Annotated in this window: 14 protein-coding genes and 3 pseudogenes; 6 read left to right on the forward strand and 11 right to left on the reverse strand. The window is 39.8% G+C overall.

The annotated features are described in order from the left end of the window. Positions 1-15: 15 nt before the first annotated feature. Positions 16-1,581 carry an IS21 family transposase gene (gene istA, locus CBM24_RS08240; protein WP_088160845.1) on the reverse strand — a complete coding sequence of 522 codons (1,566 nt, stop codon included), beginning with the start codon at positions 1,579-1,581 and terminating at the stop codon, positions 16-18. Between the two features lie 379 nt (positions 1,582-1,960). Between istA and CBM24_RS08245 the strand changes: the two genes are divergently transcribed. Then, the gene (locus CBM24_RS08245) at positions 1,961-2,287 is read left to right on the forward strand and encodes a hypothetical protein (protein WP_198386065.1); all 327 of its coding nucleotides are present in this window, start codon (positions 1,961-1,963) and stop codon (positions 2,285-2,287) included. Positions 2,288-2,942: 655 nt separating this feature from the next. Here CBM24_RS08245 and CBM24_RS27240 read toward each other — a convergent pair. Beyond that, positions 2,943-3,134 carry a hypothetical protein gene (locus CBM24_RS27240; RefSeq protein ID WP_157698409.1) on the reverse strand — a complete coding sequence of 64 codons (192 nt, stop codon included), beginning with the start codon at positions 3,132-3,134 and terminating at the stop codon, positions 2,943-2,945. Positions 3,135-3,517: 383 nt separating this feature from the next. On the opposite strand from CBM24_RS27240, the gene CBM24_RS08250 reads away from it, so the two are divergent. Both CBM24_RS08250 and CBM24_RS08255 read left to right on the forward strand, forming a co-directional pair. Then, a complete protein-coding gene (locus CBM24_RS08250; protein ID WP_157698410.1) occupies positions 3,518-3,832 on the forward strand; it encodes a hypothetical protein in 315 nt (104 codons plus the stop codon). 221 nt (positions 3,833-4,053) lie between these two features. Further along, complete coding sequence (locus tag CBM24_RS08255) at positions 4,054-5,079, forward strand: hypothetical protein (RefSeq protein WP_088160848.1); 1,026 nt, start codon at positions 4,054-4,056, stop codon at positions 5,077-5,079. Positions 5,080-5,271: 192 nt separating this feature from the next. Here CBM24_RS08255 and CBM24_RS08260 read toward each other — a convergent pair whose 3' ends face one another. Both CBM24_RS08260 and CBM24_RS08265 read right to left on the reverse strand, forming a co-directional pair. After that, a complete protein-coding gene (locus tag CBM24_RS08260; RefSeq protein WP_088160849.1) occupies positions 5,272-5,703 on the reverse strand; it encodes an SRPBCC family protein in 432 nt (143 codons plus the stop codon). A gap of 4 nt (positions 5,704-5,707) precedes the next feature. Next, positions 5,708-6,376, reverse strand: coding sequence for a DinB family protein (locus CBM24_RS08265; RefSeq protein WP_157698411.1), 669 nt, complete (start codon positions 6,374-6,376; stop codon positions 5,708-5,710). Between the two features lie 269 nt (positions 6,377-6,645). Between CBM24_RS08265 and CBM24_RS08270 the strand changes: the two genes are divergently transcribed. After that, on the forward strand, positions 6,646-8,631 hold the full coding sequence (locus CBM24_RS08270) for a glycoside hydrolase family 97 protein (RefSeq protein WP_088160851.1): 1,986 nt from the start codon (positions 6,646-6,648) through the stop codon (positions 8,629-8,631). A gap of 103 nt (positions 8,632-8,734) precedes the next feature. Here the strand turns inward: CBM24_RS08270 and CBM24_RS08275 are convergent, their stop codons facing one another. Next, positions 8,735-11,098 carry a glycoside hydrolase family 127 protein gene (locus tag CBM24_RS08275; protein WP_088160852.1) on the reverse strand — a complete coding sequence of 788 codons (2,364 nt, stop codon included), beginning with the start codon at positions 11,096-11,098 and terminating at the stop codon, positions 8,735-8,737. Positions 11,099-11,383: 285 nt separating this feature from the next. On the opposite strand from CBM24_RS08275, the gene CBM24_RS08280 reads away from it, so the two are divergent. Both CBM24_RS08280 and CBM24_RS08285 read left to right on the forward strand, forming a co-directional pair. Continuing rightward, positions 11,384-11,974 (forward strand): TIGR00730 family Rossman fold protein, encoded by a 591-nt coding sequence (locus CBM24_RS08280; RefSeq protein WP_075991760.1) that lies wholly within the window; start codon positions 11,384-11,386, stop codon positions 11,972-11,974. A 198-nt stretch (positions 11,975-12,172) separates the two neighbouring features. Then, positions 12,173-12,517, forward strand: a complete 345-nt coding sequence (locus CBM24_RS08285; RefSeq protein WP_088160853.1) for a hypothetical protein — start codon at positions 12,173-12,175, stop codon at positions 12,515-12,517. A gap of 243 nt (positions 12,518-12,760) precedes the next feature. On the opposite strand, the pseudogene CBM24_RS27245 reads toward CBM24_RS08285, so the two are convergent. From CBM24_RS27245 to CBM24_RS08310, 6 genes and pseudogenes are all read right to left on the reverse strand, one after another. After that, a pseudogene (locus CBM24_RS27245) lies at positions 12,761-13,001 on the reverse strand (heterodisulfide reductase-related iron-sulfur binding cluster); the annotation flags it as partial. Between the two features lie 428 nt (positions 13,002-13,429). Next, positions 13,430-13,677: pseudogene (locus tag CBM24_RS08290) on the reverse strand (heterodisulfide reductase-related iron-sulfur binding cluster); the annotation flags it as partial. 428 nt (positions 13,678-14,105) lie between these two features. Next, positions 14,106-14,353, reverse strand: a pseudogene (locus tag CBM24_RS08295) (heterodisulfide reductase-related iron-sulfur binding cluster); the annotation flags it as partial. Positions 14,354-14,781: 428 nt separating this feature from the next. Next, complete coding sequence (locus CBM24_RS08300) at positions 14,782-15,576, reverse strand: (Fe-S)-binding protein (protein WP_075994698.1); 795 nt, start codon at positions 15,574-15,576, stop codon at positions 14,782-14,784. A gap of 7 nt (positions 15,577-15,583) precedes the next feature. Then, positions 15,584-16,882, reverse strand: a complete 1,299-nt coding sequence (locus CBM24_RS08305) for a 4Fe-4S dicluster domain-containing protein (RefSeq protein ID WP_088160854.1) — start codon at positions 16,880-16,882, stop codon at positions 15,584-15,586. Between the two features lie 227 nt (positions 16,883-17,109). Beyond that, the gene (locus CBM24_RS08310; protein ID WP_157698597.1) at positions 17,110-18,132 is read right to left on the reverse strand and encodes an IS5 family transposase; all 1,023 of its coding nucleotides are present in this window, start codon (positions 18,130-18,132) and stop codon (positions 17,110-17,112) included. Positions 18,133-18,141 lie beyond the last annotated feature (9 nt).

Raw genomic sequence — 18,141 nt, forward strand, 5'->3', positions numbered from 1 at the left:
CAGGGAGTGATTGTTTTAGTTGCAGCCGAAAAGCGCCTCGTAATCATCTAAGTCACTTTTCTGGGGTTCAATATCCAATTGTATACTGCTGTTTCCATCCAGAGGGTTGAGCCGTATGATCTTGGTATCCAGCTCAGACTCCTGCTTTTTTTCCGAGCGGATGTATTCCAGATAGGCTTTAAAATCCGTAGCGCTCAGGATGTTGTTGGCATGTACATAATCCAGCGCGCGCGATATCTGTGCAGCACTGTTATTCTTTACAGTACGCTCGACCATCTGCAACTGATCCCGTATATACCGCTTTTTGTGAAGTTTTATGGACAGTATCCACTGCTTTGCCTTATCCGGATCTTCGAACAGATTAGAGATCCGGTCTACTATTTCTGCTATTTTAGGCTCCATGTCCCGGCCATGGCTGCGCAGTATGATCTTTTTGCCCTTAAGGCTGGATATATCGTGCGTGCATATTTCTTTTCCACAGAGATCCCGGATGAGTAGCTTACCCGCAAGTTCGCTCAGCTGCACTTTAATGGTTCCCGCGTTGTAGGTGCCGATAGGAACACTATAGAAATTGCCCTTATACGACACTTTGTTGTCTTTATGGACAGCGTAAAGCTTTTTTACCGGAGTCTGCGGGGCTATTTCATACCACATTTCCAGCAATAGCTGTTCGCGGTGCAGTTCTTCCAGTGGGATAAGTTTCGTGGTACCATGGGGCAGATTGTTGGCCGTACGGAAAAGCCAGGCCCGGCATTCATCGTTGAGCGTATCCAGATCACGGTAAGGCCTATTGTAAAGAAAGTTCTGCTTTACGTATTTGACCACATTCTCCACTTTCCCTTTGCTCTGGGGGTCGGCTTTACGGCAGAAATGAAGTTTGATGCCACGATCGCGTACATAGCTGGAAAACTCGGAGGTAAGTACGATCTCACCGAGGTTTTCCGACACCATAAATAACCTGTCCTGATCATAGACGATCTCGCGGGGCAGTCCGCCAATAAACCGAAAGGCCTCTTCATGGGCAGCGACCACCATAGCCGTGGTAAAGGGCACATCGCTGAAAACAACAAACTTATAGCGGCTCCTTGAGAGGATAAAAGTAAAGAACTGTACTTTTTTCTGCTTACCGCGCGTAGTGGTCATGTTATAAAAACCAAAGTCAACCTGCGCCTGATCACCATAGGGAAGCTCCGCGACCATCTGGAAATCGCGGCCGCTCACTTCTTTGGGGATGTTGAACTCCGTCCGGATACCCTGAACAAAGTTGAATACGGTCTTGGGGCTGACTTGCGGAAAGTCAGGGTAATGCTCCCTGAGCCAGTCATGCATCTGGGCCGCTGAGGTATCGTTATACAGCGACAGCTTTTCCTTTACAAAATCACGGTAGGGATCCAGTAACTTTTTCTTGGAAGGGGGCGCTTCCAGTTCTTTTTGGTAACTTCGGTCGTCTTTGTTCAGAAGCTTTTTTACAGTACGCCAGTTCAGGCCGAGATGTTCGGAAATCCTGCGAATCGAACTGCCTTCCCGGTGCATTTTGTGAACCTCGTGATAGGTCATAAGTTTACTTAAATAATAGTTCATAAATAACTTTGTCTTTTTGCTGCGACAAAGCTTGTTTTTTCTTTTGGGACACCGCGTCCCAAAAGATGAACTATGTATTGATTAGTGCCAATTATGCTGCATTCCTTATTGCCAAAAACGCTGCACCGTTATTGCCATTTTTGCTGCACTCTAAATTGCCAAAAGTTGTGTATTCTGATTTACCGATTACAGTAAGTCAAAAAAGGAGGAAATAGCTCAAAATTTAATAGACATTATTGATAAAGGAATCCCACCTACATATGACACTAGAATATTTATTGGAAACTGGATCTTAACTGATCGTTCTGAAAAATTCAAAGCTTATTATGATGTATGGGAAATTGTACTGAAAAATTTTCTTCCTAAAACAAAACCAATATTGATTAGAAGTATCTCACGGAAATCTAAAGCAGAATATATTGCTAGTTTCACAAATTCTGTTTACTCTGCTGTTAAGTTCGGACAGGATAAAGGATATTGGATTATTTGTGATACAAAAGAATGTTTACCGTCATCAAAATCAAACAAAGGTAAATATAGATATACTTTTTATCCTTTAAGCCAAGTATTAAAAAAAGCAAAAGAAAATGGAGGTTGGGGATTCTCTGATAGATTATTAAGGGATTATGCCGGAGAAGATGAATACATAATGAAGATAGACTTCTCTGTAATGCAGCTAGTGAAATTTATAGAACACAATTATTAACAATAAATCTCAGAAACGATAAAGTATGAAGCCAAATCTATATAAACTAGAAGATGCCCATGGTATGAGTATTTTACATGTTAAAATTTTGAAGTTCCATCAAACCAACCTTTTTAATTAACTATATTTACGGTTTATTGTTCTAAATACCAATTTGGGAATTAACAAATATTTTATATAAATTTAACTTATAGCACTTGCAGCTAAAACGTATATCAAACCAGTGAGTTATTCGGTGAGCAGGTGAATGAAAGGTTTGTAAATTACTGATAAATAGATTGATGCAGGTAGGGTTCGATTCCCCTACGGAATATCCATTGGAATTACGAGTATTAAGGTTTAAAATATACTAAGTTTTACATTAAATAAGGAAGCAAATAATAAAGAAATCTTCAGCTTAATGCCTCCAACAAATTCTTCAAATCTTGCTCAAAATCATGTGAAAAAAGTATGCTGACCGGCACTTAAGGAGACACTAGTCAATAGTAGTCTCCTTTTTTTATGAACAAAAATATATCTCACATCCAAGGCATATGATAAATTTGATAATAATAAAGCATTATTGGTTTATTTGGATAAAAATTTACACCGGGGCCGGTTCGAAGTTTATGGACCTAGTCTTATAAGAAGCTATTCTATAATTTATTCGTGGTATTTATCTTGTATAGATAGGTTTTCCGGGAAACCAATTAGCGCCATTACCACCACAGGTAAATAGAAAATAGAGTAGGATAACGATATAGGCGAGTATAGTAATGCGCCAAATGATGTGTAAGCCGCGAGAGCCTTTATCGCTTTGTTTTCTTTTTTTGTACCTTATCTTTCTGCTTTCTCTATTATTTTCCATTTTCTTATAAAAAGCAATATTTACGGTTCGCTATTCTAATTTTTTAACCCCATTTGCGCTAGTATATTTGGGCATTGTTAACGAATTTGTCCGATGCTGTAATAATTGGGCCGCTGAACTGTAGTTTATTTTGAATCAGACCCCTAAAAATACAAATAATGCTGGAGACATACAATGTATAAAAATAAGACTCGCTGTAATGATTAACCTATACAGTACAAACAGTCGTATTGCAAATAATAGACTATCAACCACGAATAATGAAGGGGCTATAGCAAATAATAAATCACCGTAAAATTAGTTAAAGACGTTTCTATTTTTACTTCCATAAAATAATGGCCTGCTTCAAAAGCATGTCATGGTTTAACAAAAAAATAGAAACAATGAAAAAATTAATGATGAGTTTGATGGCGGTTGCGCTGCTATCTACAGTGGCTTCTGCAAAGACAACAGAAAAGGCTCCAAAAGAAAATGTCAATGTTAAAACGACGACTTACCGCCTTCCTAAAACGAACACCCTCGCGAAGGTCACCGAAGAGGTCAAAGAAAGTAAGGGCCAATTAACGCATTGTGTTTTTGTATTGAGTTTTTATGACTATGATACGGCACAATTGGTCGGTACACATACTTCAGACACCTATACGAGTGGTGGTTGTGGATCGTTCTTTAGAGCGTGTAGAGCTTTTTGGGGTGTTTAATGCAGTCGCTCGCTCTTGATTTCAACCAGCTGAGAGGCTTCTGCATTTTCACGGTGTTACAAAAGATTAATTCTAAGCGGGGTGAAAATCCCCGCTTTTTTTGTTTTGGACTGATGAAAAAAAATGTTACCTTCGATTATTATATTTAATTTATCAGATAAAAAAGCACACGTGATCCCTGTTTTTAATGATAACAGAATTTGAAACCGAAGAACTTCAATATGCACACTAGAAATTTTTTACTTCTTCTTAGCTCACTGATATGGCTAAGTTGTACAAAAGATCCCATCGAGCCAACGATAGAGCCCCCAGAAGTGGTCCCCACGGATACCACCAAAAATAAACCAACCGTCCCTACAGATAAGTACGAAATTCGAAAAGTAGAGTTTCAGATGAATAAACTGTTCGCCGATGACTATATTGATGAAAAGGTTTTTCTGGGTGGACTTTGGAGCCTCAAAGATACCCTTGATGGTCCGCGACTAGAAAGCCTGGAAACAAAAGCAAAAAAAGTTAAATTCCATTTTTTGTCTTACAACGATTTCTCCGTAGATATGGGGTTCTTTGAACCAAGCTATGCGAATGGCCTTGCTTATGCCAATAAGTTCGAAAAATCGAAACAGGCGAGCAGCATAAATTTCTCCTCTAGCACTTTTGAAGATTACGCCGAAATACAGGGATTTCTTGGTAATTCGAAGGATGTAAAGAAGGCCTTATCCCTTGTGAGACATGCCGACTCGACGACGATCAGTAAACCCAATAGTATGCTTCGGATAGGCAATGTCAATAAGCTTACAATTTATATTGATCACACGGAATATTTTGACGCCTACCCCGAATCGGAGGTTGCGGTTTTAACTAAAGCCGGCTATTCTCCTTATGTGCTTGCTTCGGTGACTTATGGTACTCATATGATTCTGATGGGAGAAACTGATTCAACACGGGCAAGACTCAATACAGCGATAGACAAAATATTGGAAAAGCAAGCACTGGATGATATAGATACCAAAGTCCTCGATTGCAGTAATTTGCTGATCTACTATCGTGGTGGCGGGAAGAACAGTTTTATTCAGTATCCAAAAGGAGCCCAGGCTATTGGAACAGCACTCCGCGATATGCTCCTTTATGTAAGCCAGACGGAGAATATCTTTAATTATCCACTTACTTATGACTTCATGAGCCTCAAGGATTATAGTACGTTAGAGTATTACAATATTTTTGATATTCACGTCAAAAAGGAAAAGTAAACTAATGCTAAAAATATAAAGGGCATATTTTAAAGAAGTTGACTTTCTTAGGTTTGCTTAAATGCATAAAGCAAAAACATAAAAAGGGGATTTAGATCCCCCTTTTTATTGAGTCAATATGTGTTTTTGATCAGTCTAGCGAGCGCTTGATCATTAAGCGCCTAATTTAACTTATTTAGTTTCACTCAACTCTTATAAAAGTTGCAAAGCATCTGGCCAAGCTTCATTAAAGTAATCGATGTATTCGTCGTTTGTATCAACATCCACTTTCAATAATGTTTGTCCCTCGATGGCTGAAAAAGAATAGTTTTCTAATGCTCCTGCCCAATCTTCAACTGTTGGTCCGGATAAAATTTCCTGGCCCTTATCTAAGATGCCAAGGTGGCGAATAGATACATATGAATTTGGAATATATTCAGCAATCTCTGCTACCATTCCGCCTTTTTCACCATTTTCATTGACGCCAGTGAAATGAATTCTTTGTCCCTTTTCCCAAACGCCTTCGAAATCAGAGCTCGGATCGAAGGCACTGGTCCATTGTTTGTACGTTTCTTTATCGAGCATTGTTTTAAAAACCCGTGAGACAGGAGCATCAATCTTAATTTGATAGGTCAATTTCTTCATCTTTCTATTGTTTTGGAAAATTGGGATCGGCTTTTATTTCAGCGATTTGTTTGGTATGACGTGCACAATGTGCGGCAATAAACATCAGGGCTTGGTAACCATCAATTGGACCGGTTGGGGAGTCGCTGACATGATTTCTAAGATCTTCCGCATCAGCTTTTTTGATATAATCAAGTACTGGCTTACGCGCGGCATTGAAATCAGCGAGTGCCGTTTTCACATTTTTATAAATGCCCTCTGGTTGGAGTTCCTTGGGTGCCTGATATTTGTGACTCCTGTCTGTGAGTGCATTCTTGAGATTGTCGTCGGTCATCTTGATCTCTTTCCGCCTTTCAGGTTGTGGATCTTGATCCAGGCCTTTTTTTGCCATGTCAAATATCATTCGTTCTGAACGAATAATATGTTCAAGGCATTGACTGATAGACCATTTGTCAGGCGCTGGTTTAAATTGGAGCTGCGCTTCGCTTAAACCCGCAACCTGCTTTTCAAGTTCTGCAGTTGTTTGGTTAAAGTATTGTAATAGCGAGTCGGTTCCCACATAATTACGTTTTAAGGCCTGTTTTTTTAATATCAGCGCAATGTTTTGGTTCTTTTGCTCGAACAATAATCGTGATTTGGCTGACAATGGAGCTAAGGAAGCAGTTGCTATACTTGCAATTGCTATCATGTTCATAATTAGATTCATAGTTTAATACGTGTTAAAATCGTAAAAATAAATGTCACTACTTCTTTACAATTATAACACATTTTTGTTTTCTATATCTTTCCATAAGGCAAGAAAAGGCGGGAGGGCCGGCTCCCTAACAAGAAGGTCATAACTCCTTAGATAGTGGCATCAAGTGCTGGATAAGTGTCGTATTGCATAATAAGTGTTTTTTGTACATTTATTAAAATAAAACCTTATCTTTAACAGAATAACTAACCTACTATTTGAGTTAATCTATGTTAAATCACAATTATACGCGCTATTTTAGACGTTTACCATTAAAACCTTATGTTTTGGTATGTATCGTGTCTTTATTGGGCACAATTGCTGTAGCACAGCAGACATCGGTATCTAGTCCTGATGGAACTTTGACCGTTAAATTGGATCTGAAAAACGGCAATCTATTCTATGAGGTTGAACTGGAAGGGAAAACGATGTTGGAAGCTTCTCCGCTTGGGCTCCAAAGCAAGACGATAAATTTAAGTGATAATTTGCATCCAATAGCAGAAAAAAGAGCTGAAATTTCGAGCAATTATAACGAATCAAAAATCAAACGCAGTCAGGTAGCGTATAAAGCGAATGAATTGCGTTATTTGTTGGAGAATGCTTCAAAGCAACAGATTGAGGTTACTTTCCGTGTTAGTAACAACAATATTGCCTTCCGATATTATGTGCCTCAGGTAGGCGAGCCGGCCAATTTTGCATTAATAAAGGAGGAGAGTGGCTTTAAATTTCCACTCATTACAACAACATTTTTAACAGCTCAAGCTTCCCCGATGATAGGTTGGATGAAAACAAAGCCAAGTTACGAAGAGGAGTATCAGGCAGATCAGGCTTTAGGGATACCTTCGAAGTATGGTGTTGGATATACTTTTCCTGCACTCTTTCATGTTGGGGATCGTGGATGGGTACTTGTTTCGGAAACGGGTGTATCAAGTGCTTATTGTGCATCCAAGTTAAGCGAAGGCACCAAGGATGGTCTTTATAGTATTGCTTTCCCGGAAGAAAGGGAGAACAATGGCATTGGACGTGCAGCTCCCACAATTTCATTACCCGGTTATACACCTTGGCGTACACTGACTATCGGGCGCAATCTAAAACCCATTGTGGAGACGACCATTCCTTTCGATGTTGTTGAGCCGCAATATCCGGCGTCGAAGAAATACGAATTCGGACGGGCAACGTGGAGTTGGCTGGAATGGCAGGATGGTAGTATTAATTTTGAAGACCAAAAGAAGTTTATTGATCTGTCAGCTTCAATGGGTTATGAATTTGTATTGATCGACAATTGGTGGGATACAAAGATCGGCCACGAAAAAATTGAACAATTGGTGGCTTATGGAAAGGAGCGGGGCGTAGGTATTTGCCTGTGGTATAATTCGAACGGATTCTGGAACGACGCACCGCAAACACCAAAAAATAAAATGAATACTTCGATCGCACGTAAAGCCGAGATGCAATGGATGCAGCGTGTGGGCATTAAAGGAATCAAAGTTGATTTTTTTGGAGGTGATAAACAGGAAACACTTAAGCTTTACGAAGATATTCTTTCGGATGCAAATGATTATGGATTAACAGTTATATTTCATGGATGTACTTTACCGCGGGGTTGGGAGCGTATGTATCCGAATTTCGTGGGTAGTGAAGCTGTATTGGCCTCCGAAAACTTGATTTTCACACAACATGCAAATGATACGGAGGCCTTTAATGCGACTTTACATCCATTTATTCGCAACGCCGTGGCGGCAATGGATTTTGGTCCGGTTTTGTTGAACAAACGTCATAACCGTGAGAATAACGGTGGTACTATTCGCAAAACGACAGAAACATTTCAATTGGCAACTGCGATTTTATTTCAGACTCCAGTGCAAAATTTTGGGTTGACACCCAATAATTTACAGGAAATGCCAGCCCATGTGATTGATTTTATGAAACAGGTACCTACAACCTGGGATGAAACAATTTTTATTGATGGTTATCCAGGTAAATATGTCATACTTGCCCGGAGAAAGAGTGATACATGGTATATAGCGGGTATAAATGCCGAGGGCAAAGAAAAGACGGTATCGGTGAATTTGCCCATGTTGAGTACGGATGCGGTACAGCTAATCGACGATAACATCGCCCGGGAATCAACACAGAAACAAATTCGACTTTCCAAAACAAAGACCATCAAATTGACATTGCAACCGGATGGCGCAGTTGTTTTAATCGGAAAATAAAACAACTGCGCTCTTCTGACTAACTGAATTGTTCTTGATTAACACAGTTAATCAAGACTAAGTGAATCACTCCTGACTAATGGAAACTTTGAGAAAGTTTCCATTAGTCAGGACGAAGAGTCCGGATTTCTAGGATCTTGTGACTTGTGGATCCTGCCCCGGCCTTAATTTTTAGTTCTATTTTGGTTTTCCCTATACCATCATTGGGAAGCTGTATACGTATTGTTTTAATGGTTGACTTCTCATCCTTGTCTTCCAGTGTGCTAATGGTTTTACCATCGACCATAACCTCCGTTATCCTTGATGAGTTGTCTGCCAGCAATTTGATTGCTATCAGTTGGGTCTCGGGCGTTATTTTCATCACATAACTAAACCAGTCTTTTGTATCGCGCCAGCGTGTATCGCCGAATGCCCCAGCATTGCTATTTTGCTCGCGAAAAAAGTGATCTGATTCCGGTTGTTGCTCTCCAGCGACAACCTTATCGACTGTTTTGGCAGCTAGCGCCAAGCTTTCTATTTCATCACTGTTCATTTTCTCCTGTAACGCCTGTAGTTCCTTTTCTGTTGCTTGAGGCCAATAGATCATATAACGGGAATCATGAATACCGAAAAAGGGTTCTAGTTCCATTTGAATACCTTTTTTTTCCAAATAAAGATCTGAGAGCGTAAAATGTAAGGGCTTGGATGCTATTGGTTTTACAAGTGCCGGAATATTGTTCGGCTCAGCTTTAAGAATTGGGAGATCACGTAAAGGGATTTGTTTTCCCGATGCAATGTGCCCCATTCGGCTGTCATCGGCCTGAAGTCCCAAAAGATCTTCCTGTCCACTACGGGCACCCAAAACAAGAGGTCCATATAAAATACTATAATAATTGCTTTTATCAGGCAACTGCTCAGTATGTATCCCCATAGGCAATTCAAGACTGACGATATCCCCCTTTCGCCATGTACGTTTGATTTGGATATGATCATTCGTTGAACTGAAATTGTGGTAAGGCTTTCCATTGATCAATACATGCGGAGCTGCTGTCAGCCAGTTGGGTTTACGAATAAACAAGCTGAATGAAGTCGGTTTTTTGGGGTTGATTCGGATGCTTGTATTGGCTTCTTTCGGAAAGTTCGTTTCTTGAATAACTTCCATGTTTTTCTCTTTCCAGTCCAAGCGTGAAGGAATAAACAAATTGACGAACAAGTCATTGTTGCGTTGTGCATAGATCATTTCACCATATTTGGCGTGGTTTTCCATCCCTGATCCAACGCAGCACCACATACTTGTCTGTGTTTGTGAATAAACGCGATAATGCCCCGGACGGATTTGTGTGAAATAAACTAATCCACCATGTTCGGGATGTTGTGTCGATAAGATGTGGTTGTAAAGAGCACGTTCATAAAAATCGAGGTATTTTCCTTGCGGATCAGTTTGGTAGAGCATTTTTGTGAGCCGTAACATATTGTACGTATTGCAGGTTTCAGGTCCCTCAATGCTATATAACATCTTTGAAAAATCGTCCGTAGGGTTAAAATGCTCACTCACACTATTTCCACCAATAGCAATCGAGCGTTGCTCAACGACATTGTCCCAAAAGTACCGAACAGCCTCAGCCCATTTTTCGTTGTGGGAAAGGTCAGCGATGCGTTTAAAACCGAGAACTTTTGGAATTTGTGTATTTGCGTGCAATCCTGTTAAATGATCTTGATGCGCTAATAAGGGCTCAAGTATGGATTGATGACTAAATTTACGAGCCAGCTCGAGATAAGTTGGGTTTTGGGTAATTGCAGCGACATCAGCAAAGGTTTCGTTCAGTCCACCGTGTTCACTTCGTAACATCTCCTGTATTTGAGCTTCGGAAAGTTGACCAACCAACTTAAGCGCCCAATCAGTCATCTGAATAAGCATGTCTTTCGCAGATTCATTGCCTGTCAACAAGTAGGCATCTCGCAGGCCAGCATAGGTTTTGTGTATATTATATAGCGGTACCCATTTTCCATTCAAGTTAAAGCTACCGGCGTTGATCCGGCCTTGTTGAATCTCTGTCCAACTAATTTTACCCCCAGGCACCCCGCCAATGTATCCGTTTCCATTTGCTTCCTGACAACGTTTCAAGTTGACCAGCATGTAATCCAGGCGTTCCTTGATGCGAAGATCTCCTGTAGCGGCATACATATGAGCCAGCGCAGATAGATAATGACCTCCGATATGGCCATCTAGTCCTGTATTTTCCCAATTGGTATAAGAGTCTTTTTTAAGCGGTAAATTGGCTTCGCGTAAAAATGGAGCCAACAATCGGTCCGGATCCATTTCCAATAAATAAGTGATATCCAGGTCTTCAGCATGTTTAAAAACTCCAGGTAACAACCTTACCTCTCTTAAATCGAAATAATTTAATTGAGGAGTTGTTTGAGCAGATAGCGCCAGACAAAATAAGCTTAAGAGAGCACTGTGCAAAAATTTGTTTTTGAAGATCATATGGACTGAAATTATCATTTGTTATTAACAAGATCTGATGAGCTTGTCTGGTTAGCCGTTATGTATAAAAAAGACCGGTAAATCAAAGATATTAAATGTGTTATTTATTTTAAGTGTTTTTTTTACATTTATCTATGCAAGAGAAAAATGATGAATAGTTTTAAGTTGTATTTATTTGATAATTAGAGTTTTGCTTATTTTGTGTTTAGGAAGGTAAAATCCTGGCCTGCTGATAAGATCGCAATAAAAAAGAGCTGATCCGTTTATTTTTAGCTATACTTGTATATGAATAAAATTAATAGTATTGTTATTTTTTGTGCTTCCAGTTTAGGGAATTCGGCCGTGTATGAAGAGCAAGCCTCCTATGTGGGAAAGGTTTTGGCTGAATACGGTATCCGTTTGGTTTATGGCGGCGGAAGGGTTGGCCTAATGGGGGCTGTTGCGAATGGAGCTCTTGCGCACGGAGGTGAAGTAATAGGTGTGATTCCCGATTTTTTGAATTCGAAAGAAAGAGAGCATAGGGGTGTAACAAAACTGATTACTGTAGATACCATGCATGATCGTAAACGAATTATGAGCGATTACGCCGAAGGGGTTATTGCACTGCCGGGCGGTTTTGGTACATTGGAAGAACTTTTTGAAATGATTACATGGGCTCAATTGGGTTTACATAAAAAGCCAGTTGGTTTATTAAACATCAATGGATTTTATAATCATCTAATTCAATTTATTGATCACATGGTCGAAGAAGGGCTTCTTAAGCAGGAAAATAGAGCAATGTTATTGGTCGCTGATACGATTGAAGAGCTGATCGAGAAAATGCAACAGTATGAAGCACCACTGGTTCCAAAATGGATTGAGAAGGATGAAATTTAGGGCTTCGGTAAATTTTTATATCATCTTAATCCTGCTCTTATTTCTGACTAATAGCATTCTTATCGCTTTTTAATTTCGATTTAGAGATTTGTAACAGAATTTCTTATTCCTCCATATGTTACAATCTCGGTTTTTTTAGCCTGTATTTTTATCGTTTCTCTGTTTGGGCTTATTGCTCAAACAGTATCTCAGGATACTATGAAATCGTTCAGAATTGACGAAGTCGAAATTAGTTCGAAGTATTACAAAAGATATAATCCGAAACAACTGTCAGAAGCAATGCGGCTAGAAGCCTCATTGTTAAATATACCACAGCATATTCAAGTGGTGAACAGCGAGATTTTTAGGGATCAGGTGGTACTCAACCTCAATGAAAGTGCTACCCGAAACTGCAGTGGTACATTTCGGGAGGAACGGCATAATCGTATATCTCCAGATATCTATTCCCGTGGCAGCTATATCAGCGCGCAGCATAATGGTGTTGATATGCGTCCACTGGGAAAAGGGCCTAAATATCATTTTTTTTCAATGGTTAATTTTTGAACAACATTTTAGAAGAAATGAACAACAATCAATCGAATTAGAGGTGATACCTTTGTTATGGCTAGATGTTAGAGTTGTTTGATCAGCATAAATACAGCGCTGATCTTCGATTCGGGGGAATCCCCTATATTTTAACCGGCTTTGGGATTCCCCTAATTTAAGCGTGGACAGGAGATATTCTTCTCCCTACACAAAAGGCCCGATCGTATGATCGGGCCTCTTTTATTTCGTAATTAATGTAATTTACAATTGATTTGCTCGGGCAGTTATTTCCGCAATGTCCACACTTCAATCTCAGATTCTTTTACTTTCACGCCATCTTTTAACATCGTCATACAGAGAAAGGACATGCTGCAGCGACAACTTGAGGCTGTGCATCGATGACTTCTTCGATATGTTCGATGTTAATGTCTTTTGCTCTAGGCTCTGGTTCTTTGAATATTTGTCCGCGCCCAACACCACAGCAAAGTCCATTGCTCTTACAACTTATAGGCTTAATGGTAAAGAAAAGGCGGACAGAATTATAAATCTATTGTAATGAGCTATCGAATGACCACTTATGAGATAAAGCACGTACTATCTAACGCGACGAGAAAGATGCTTTTAGGTTCGTTACTTAGTTGAATGGCTGGAAATAAATATCATTTTTTTTCAATGGTTAATTTTTGAACAACATTTTAGAAGAAATGAACAACAATCAATCGAATTAGAGGTGATACCTTTGTTATGGCTAGATGTTAGAGTTGTTTGATCAGCATAAATACAGCGCTGATCTTCGATTCGGGGGAATCCCCTATATTTTAACCGGCTTTGGGATTCCCCTAATTTAAGCGTGGACAGGAGATATTCTTCTCCCTACACAAAAGGCCCGATCGTATGATCGGGCCTCTTTTATTTCGTAATTAATGTAATTTACAATTGATTTGCTCGGGCAGTTATTTCCGCAATGTCCAACACCTCAATCTCTGATTCTTTTTCTTTTATTTTTACGCCATCTTTTAACATCGTCATACAGAGAAAGGACATGCTGCAGCGACAACTTGAGGCTTTGCATCGATGACTTCTTCGATACGTTCGATGTTAATGTCTTTTGCTCCGGGCTCTGGTTCTTTGAACATTTGTCCGCCCCCAGCACCACAGCAAAGTCCATTGCTCTTACAACTTATAGGCTTAATGGTAAAGAAAAGGCGGACAGAATTATAAATCTATTGTAATGAGCTATCGAATGACCACTTATGAGATAAAGCACGTACTATCTAACGCGACGAGAAAGATGCTTTTAGGTTCGTTACTTAGTTGAATGGCTGGAAATAAATATCATTTTTTTTCAATGGTTAATTTTTGAACAACATTTTAGAAGAAATGAACAACAATCAATCGAATTAGAGGTGATACCTTTGTTATGGCTAGATGTTAGAGTTGTTTGATCAGCATAAATACAGCGCTGATCTTCGATTCGGGGGAATCCCCTATATTTTAACCGGCTTTGGGATTCCCCTAATTTAAGCGTGGACAGGAGATATTCTTCTCCCTACACAAAAGGCCCGATCGTATGATCGGGCCTCTTTTATTTCGTAATTAATGTAATTTACAATTGATTTGCTCGGGCAGTTATTTCCGCAATGTCCAACACCTCAATCTCTGATTCTTTTTCTTTTATTTTTACGCCATCTTTTAACATCGTCATACAGAGAAAGGACATGCTGCAGCGACAACTTGAGGCTTTGCATCGATGACTTCTTCGATACGTTCGATGTTAATGTCTTTTGCTCCGGGCTCTGGTTCTTTGAACATTTGTCCGCCCCCAGCACCACAGCAAAGTCCATTGCTCTTACAACTTATAGGCTTAATGGTAAAGAAAAGGCGGACAGAATTATAAATCTATTGTAATGAGCTATCGAATGACCACTTATGAGATAAAGCACGTACTATCTAACGCGACGAGAAAGATGCTTTTAGGTTCGTTACTTAGTTGAATGGCTGGAAATAAATATCATTTTTTTTCAATGGTTAATTTTTGAACAACATTTTAGAAGAAATGAACAACAATCAATCGAATTAGAGGTGATACCTTTGTTATGGCTAGATGTTAGAGTTGTTTGATCAGCATAAATACAGCGCTGATCTTCGATTCGGGGGAATCCCCTATATTTTAACCGGCTTTGGGATTCCCCTAATTTAAGCGTGGACAGGAGATATTCTTCTCCCTACACAAAAGGCCCGATCGTATGATCGGGCCTCTTTTATTTCGTAATTAATGTAATTTACAATTGATTTGCTCGGGCAGTTATTTCCGCAATGTCCAACACCTCAATCTCTGATTCTTTTTCTTTTATTTTTACGCCATCTTTTAACATCGTCATACAGAAAGGACATGCTGCAGCGACAACTTGAGGCTTTGCATCGATGACTTCTTCGATACGTTCGATGTTAATGTCTTTTGCTCCGGGCTCTGGTTCTTTGAACATTTGTCCGCCCCCAGCACCGCAGCAAAGTCCATTGCTCTTACAACGTTTCAGTTCGATCAACTGGGCATCCAAGCTTTCCAATACTTTTCTCGGTGCCTCATAGACCTCATTTGCACGGCCAAGATAACAGGGATCATGATAGGTTATCTTCTTTCCTTTGAATACGTTGTTATCCGCTGGTTTTAATTTTCCTTCATCGATCAGGTTTTGGATCAATTGTGTATGATGAATGACCTCATAGTTACCACCTAGGGATGGATACTCATTTTTCAAGGTATTGAAACAGTGTGGGCAAGCCGTTACTATTTTTTTGATTTCATAGCCATTGAGTACTTCGATGTTCATCATGGCCTGCATTTGAAATAGAAATTCGTTTCCACTTCTTTTGGCAGGATCACCTGTACAACTTTCTTCTGTACCTAAGATGGCATATTTTAAACCGACATGTTGTAATATTCTGCAGATATCGCGCGTAATTTTCTGTGCACGTTCGTCAAAACTCCCTGCACAACCTACCCAAAATAGTATATCAGGAGTTTCTCCTTTGGCCAACAGTTCTGCAACTGTGGGAACTTTTAATTCATTTTCCATCATAAAACTATTGTTGTTGAGTCCAATTGGCGCGGTCCAATTGCGCATATTTCCATGGGGCACCATTGTTCTCAATATTTCCAAACATATTGTTAATACTCGCAGGAGCTTGTGATTCTTCCATAACAGCAAAGCGGCGTAGCTCAATAATAATATCCAAAGGATTAATATTGACCGGGCATTGTTCTACACATGCATTACAGCTTGTACAGGCCCATAACTCTTCTCGACTGATGTAAGTGTCAATGAGAGATTTTCCGTCATCCTGAAAGCTTCCATTTGTTTTGATATTCGTACCGACTTCAGTGAGTCGATCCCGTGTATCCATCATGATTTTTCGTGGGGACAGCAGCTTTCCCGTTATATTTGCGGGGCAGGAAGATGTACAACGTCCACATTCAGTACAGGTATATGCATCCAATAAGCTCTTCCAGGTTAAATCCTGGACATCTTTGGCTCCAAAGCGTGCATTTGCATCTGCTGGAGGCGGGGTGAAACTCGGATCAAGCATTGCCTTAACCTCATTGGTCACAGCTGGCATATTGGATAGTTTGCCTTTTGCGTTCAGATTAGAAAAATAGGTGTTCGGAAAAGCCAAAATAATATGCAGGTGCTTGGAATAGGGGAGGTAGTTTAAGAAGGCAAGTACACCTAGGATATGAAACCACCAACAAGACCGCTCTATTAAAAATAAGGCCTCCGTCGAAGTAGGAAGGTATGGAAGAAGATAATGGCTTACTGGAAAGGAACCTGCCGATTTAAAATGTGCAAAGCCATAGAGTTGCAATTTAAGATCAGAAGCGTTCATCAGCAGGAAAGCCGACATTAAAAGAATCTCTGTGATTAAAATAATATTTGCATCCGTCTTGGGCCAATGTTTCAATTCCGCGCTATTTAAGCGAGCTACTTTAGCAATATTTCTCCGAAATAAAAAGATGAGACAGGATACCAGTACACCCAGCGCGAGCCATTCAAATGCCCCAATCAGGAAATTATAAAAACTCCCTAGAAATGAAAAGATACGATGTGTACCAAAAAGCCCGTCGATGACAATCTCCAACATCTCAATATTGATGATGACAAATCCAAGGTATACAAATAAATGTAGGACTGCGGGGAAAATACGCTTAAACATTTTCTTTTGACCAAAGGCGACGAGGAACATCATTTTCCAACGCTCCGCGGATCTGTCCGAACGATCTGCCGGTCTGCCTAGCTTGATATTACGATAAATCTGTTGTGCATTTTTGCTAAAAAGAAACAATGCTACAGCGAAACAAACCGCAAATATTAGTTGACCTATCATATGCTTGTATCTTGGTTATAAACAAATATACTATATTATTTTGTTATGCTAACATAGTAAAAATAAATCAAAAATGAGGACCTAACACGATAAAAGACCGTTGCAAAATAATGTTGATATTTTCTGATCGGTTATTTTTGCTTTTTTTTGCAGTTTTTTCCGATTTGGATTCGGAAATCTAGTTGCGTTTTCTTGAAAAATCCTCTTTTTGAGGCCTTTTCAACTGCTTAATTTGTGTTTTTTATTGCATTGGACACAAGTATCCCAGGTGATCTGTAAAGATTGTACGCCATGGCTTCCATTAGATTTTGTGTATGCATTTTGGCGATCCCCTTATACCTTGCACAGCTTGAGTTGAACCATCGCCGGATGCTCCCGAAGGTCCGTTCAACTTTGAACCTGATCTTGCCGATCAGTTTGTTTCTTAACTTCTCTCTTTCGGTTAACGCTGTTCCTTTCTTTGCCTTATGCAAGATCCTGCTTTTTAGCTTTCCTGATTTGATCAATTCCTCATTTTTAGAGGAACGATATCCCTTGTCAGCATAGATATGGATGCCCTTTGGAAGGTCAGCCGAAGATATTACCTGTTGAAGATTGGCAATTTCATTTACATTTGCTGGAGTGGTTACCACGCCCAGAACCAGGCCTTCTGTATCGGTGACATAATGCTTTTTATAGCCATAACGTGTTTTCCCAGCCTTCTTTATCCAACGAGCTTCATGGTCAACACCCGGGCTCTCTTGTTGGATCAATAACTGTTCACTATTCTCTTTATCCAGCTCAGAATCTTCGCGAGGATGTTCACTACGGTCACTTTCGATCTCGTAAATAACTTTGCCTTTTGGTTTTAGCGGAGAATCAACAATACTGGCATCAACGATAGCTCCACGTTTTACCAATATTTTATGTTTATTCAACTGCTTGTTCAGCTCCTTGAATAGATTCTCATAAACACCCTTTTCTGTCAGCGAGCTGCGAAAACGGCTAATAACACTGTGATCGGGAACCGAATCGTCCAAACTGATGCCAACAAAGCGACTAAAGGAGATACTGTCGTTTATACGGTCTTCTACTTCGTAGTCACTCAGACCATACCAGGTCTGTAGAAGTGTCATTTTGAAGAGGACAAGACCAGAATAACTAGGGCGTCCCATTTTGCTTTCCCCTTTGTGGTAATGCTTGTTGATAATATTTGAAATCGGATGCCAATTTACCAATGTATTGATCTGATCGAAGAATTCCTGCTTGATTTTCCGTCT

The sequence above is a fragment of the Sphingobacterium sp. G1-14 genome (assembly GCF_002196555.1).
Classification (GTDB): domain Bacteria; phylum Bacteroidota; class Bacteroidia; order Sphingobacteriales; family Sphingobacteriaceae; genus Sphingobacterium; species Sphingobacterium siyangense.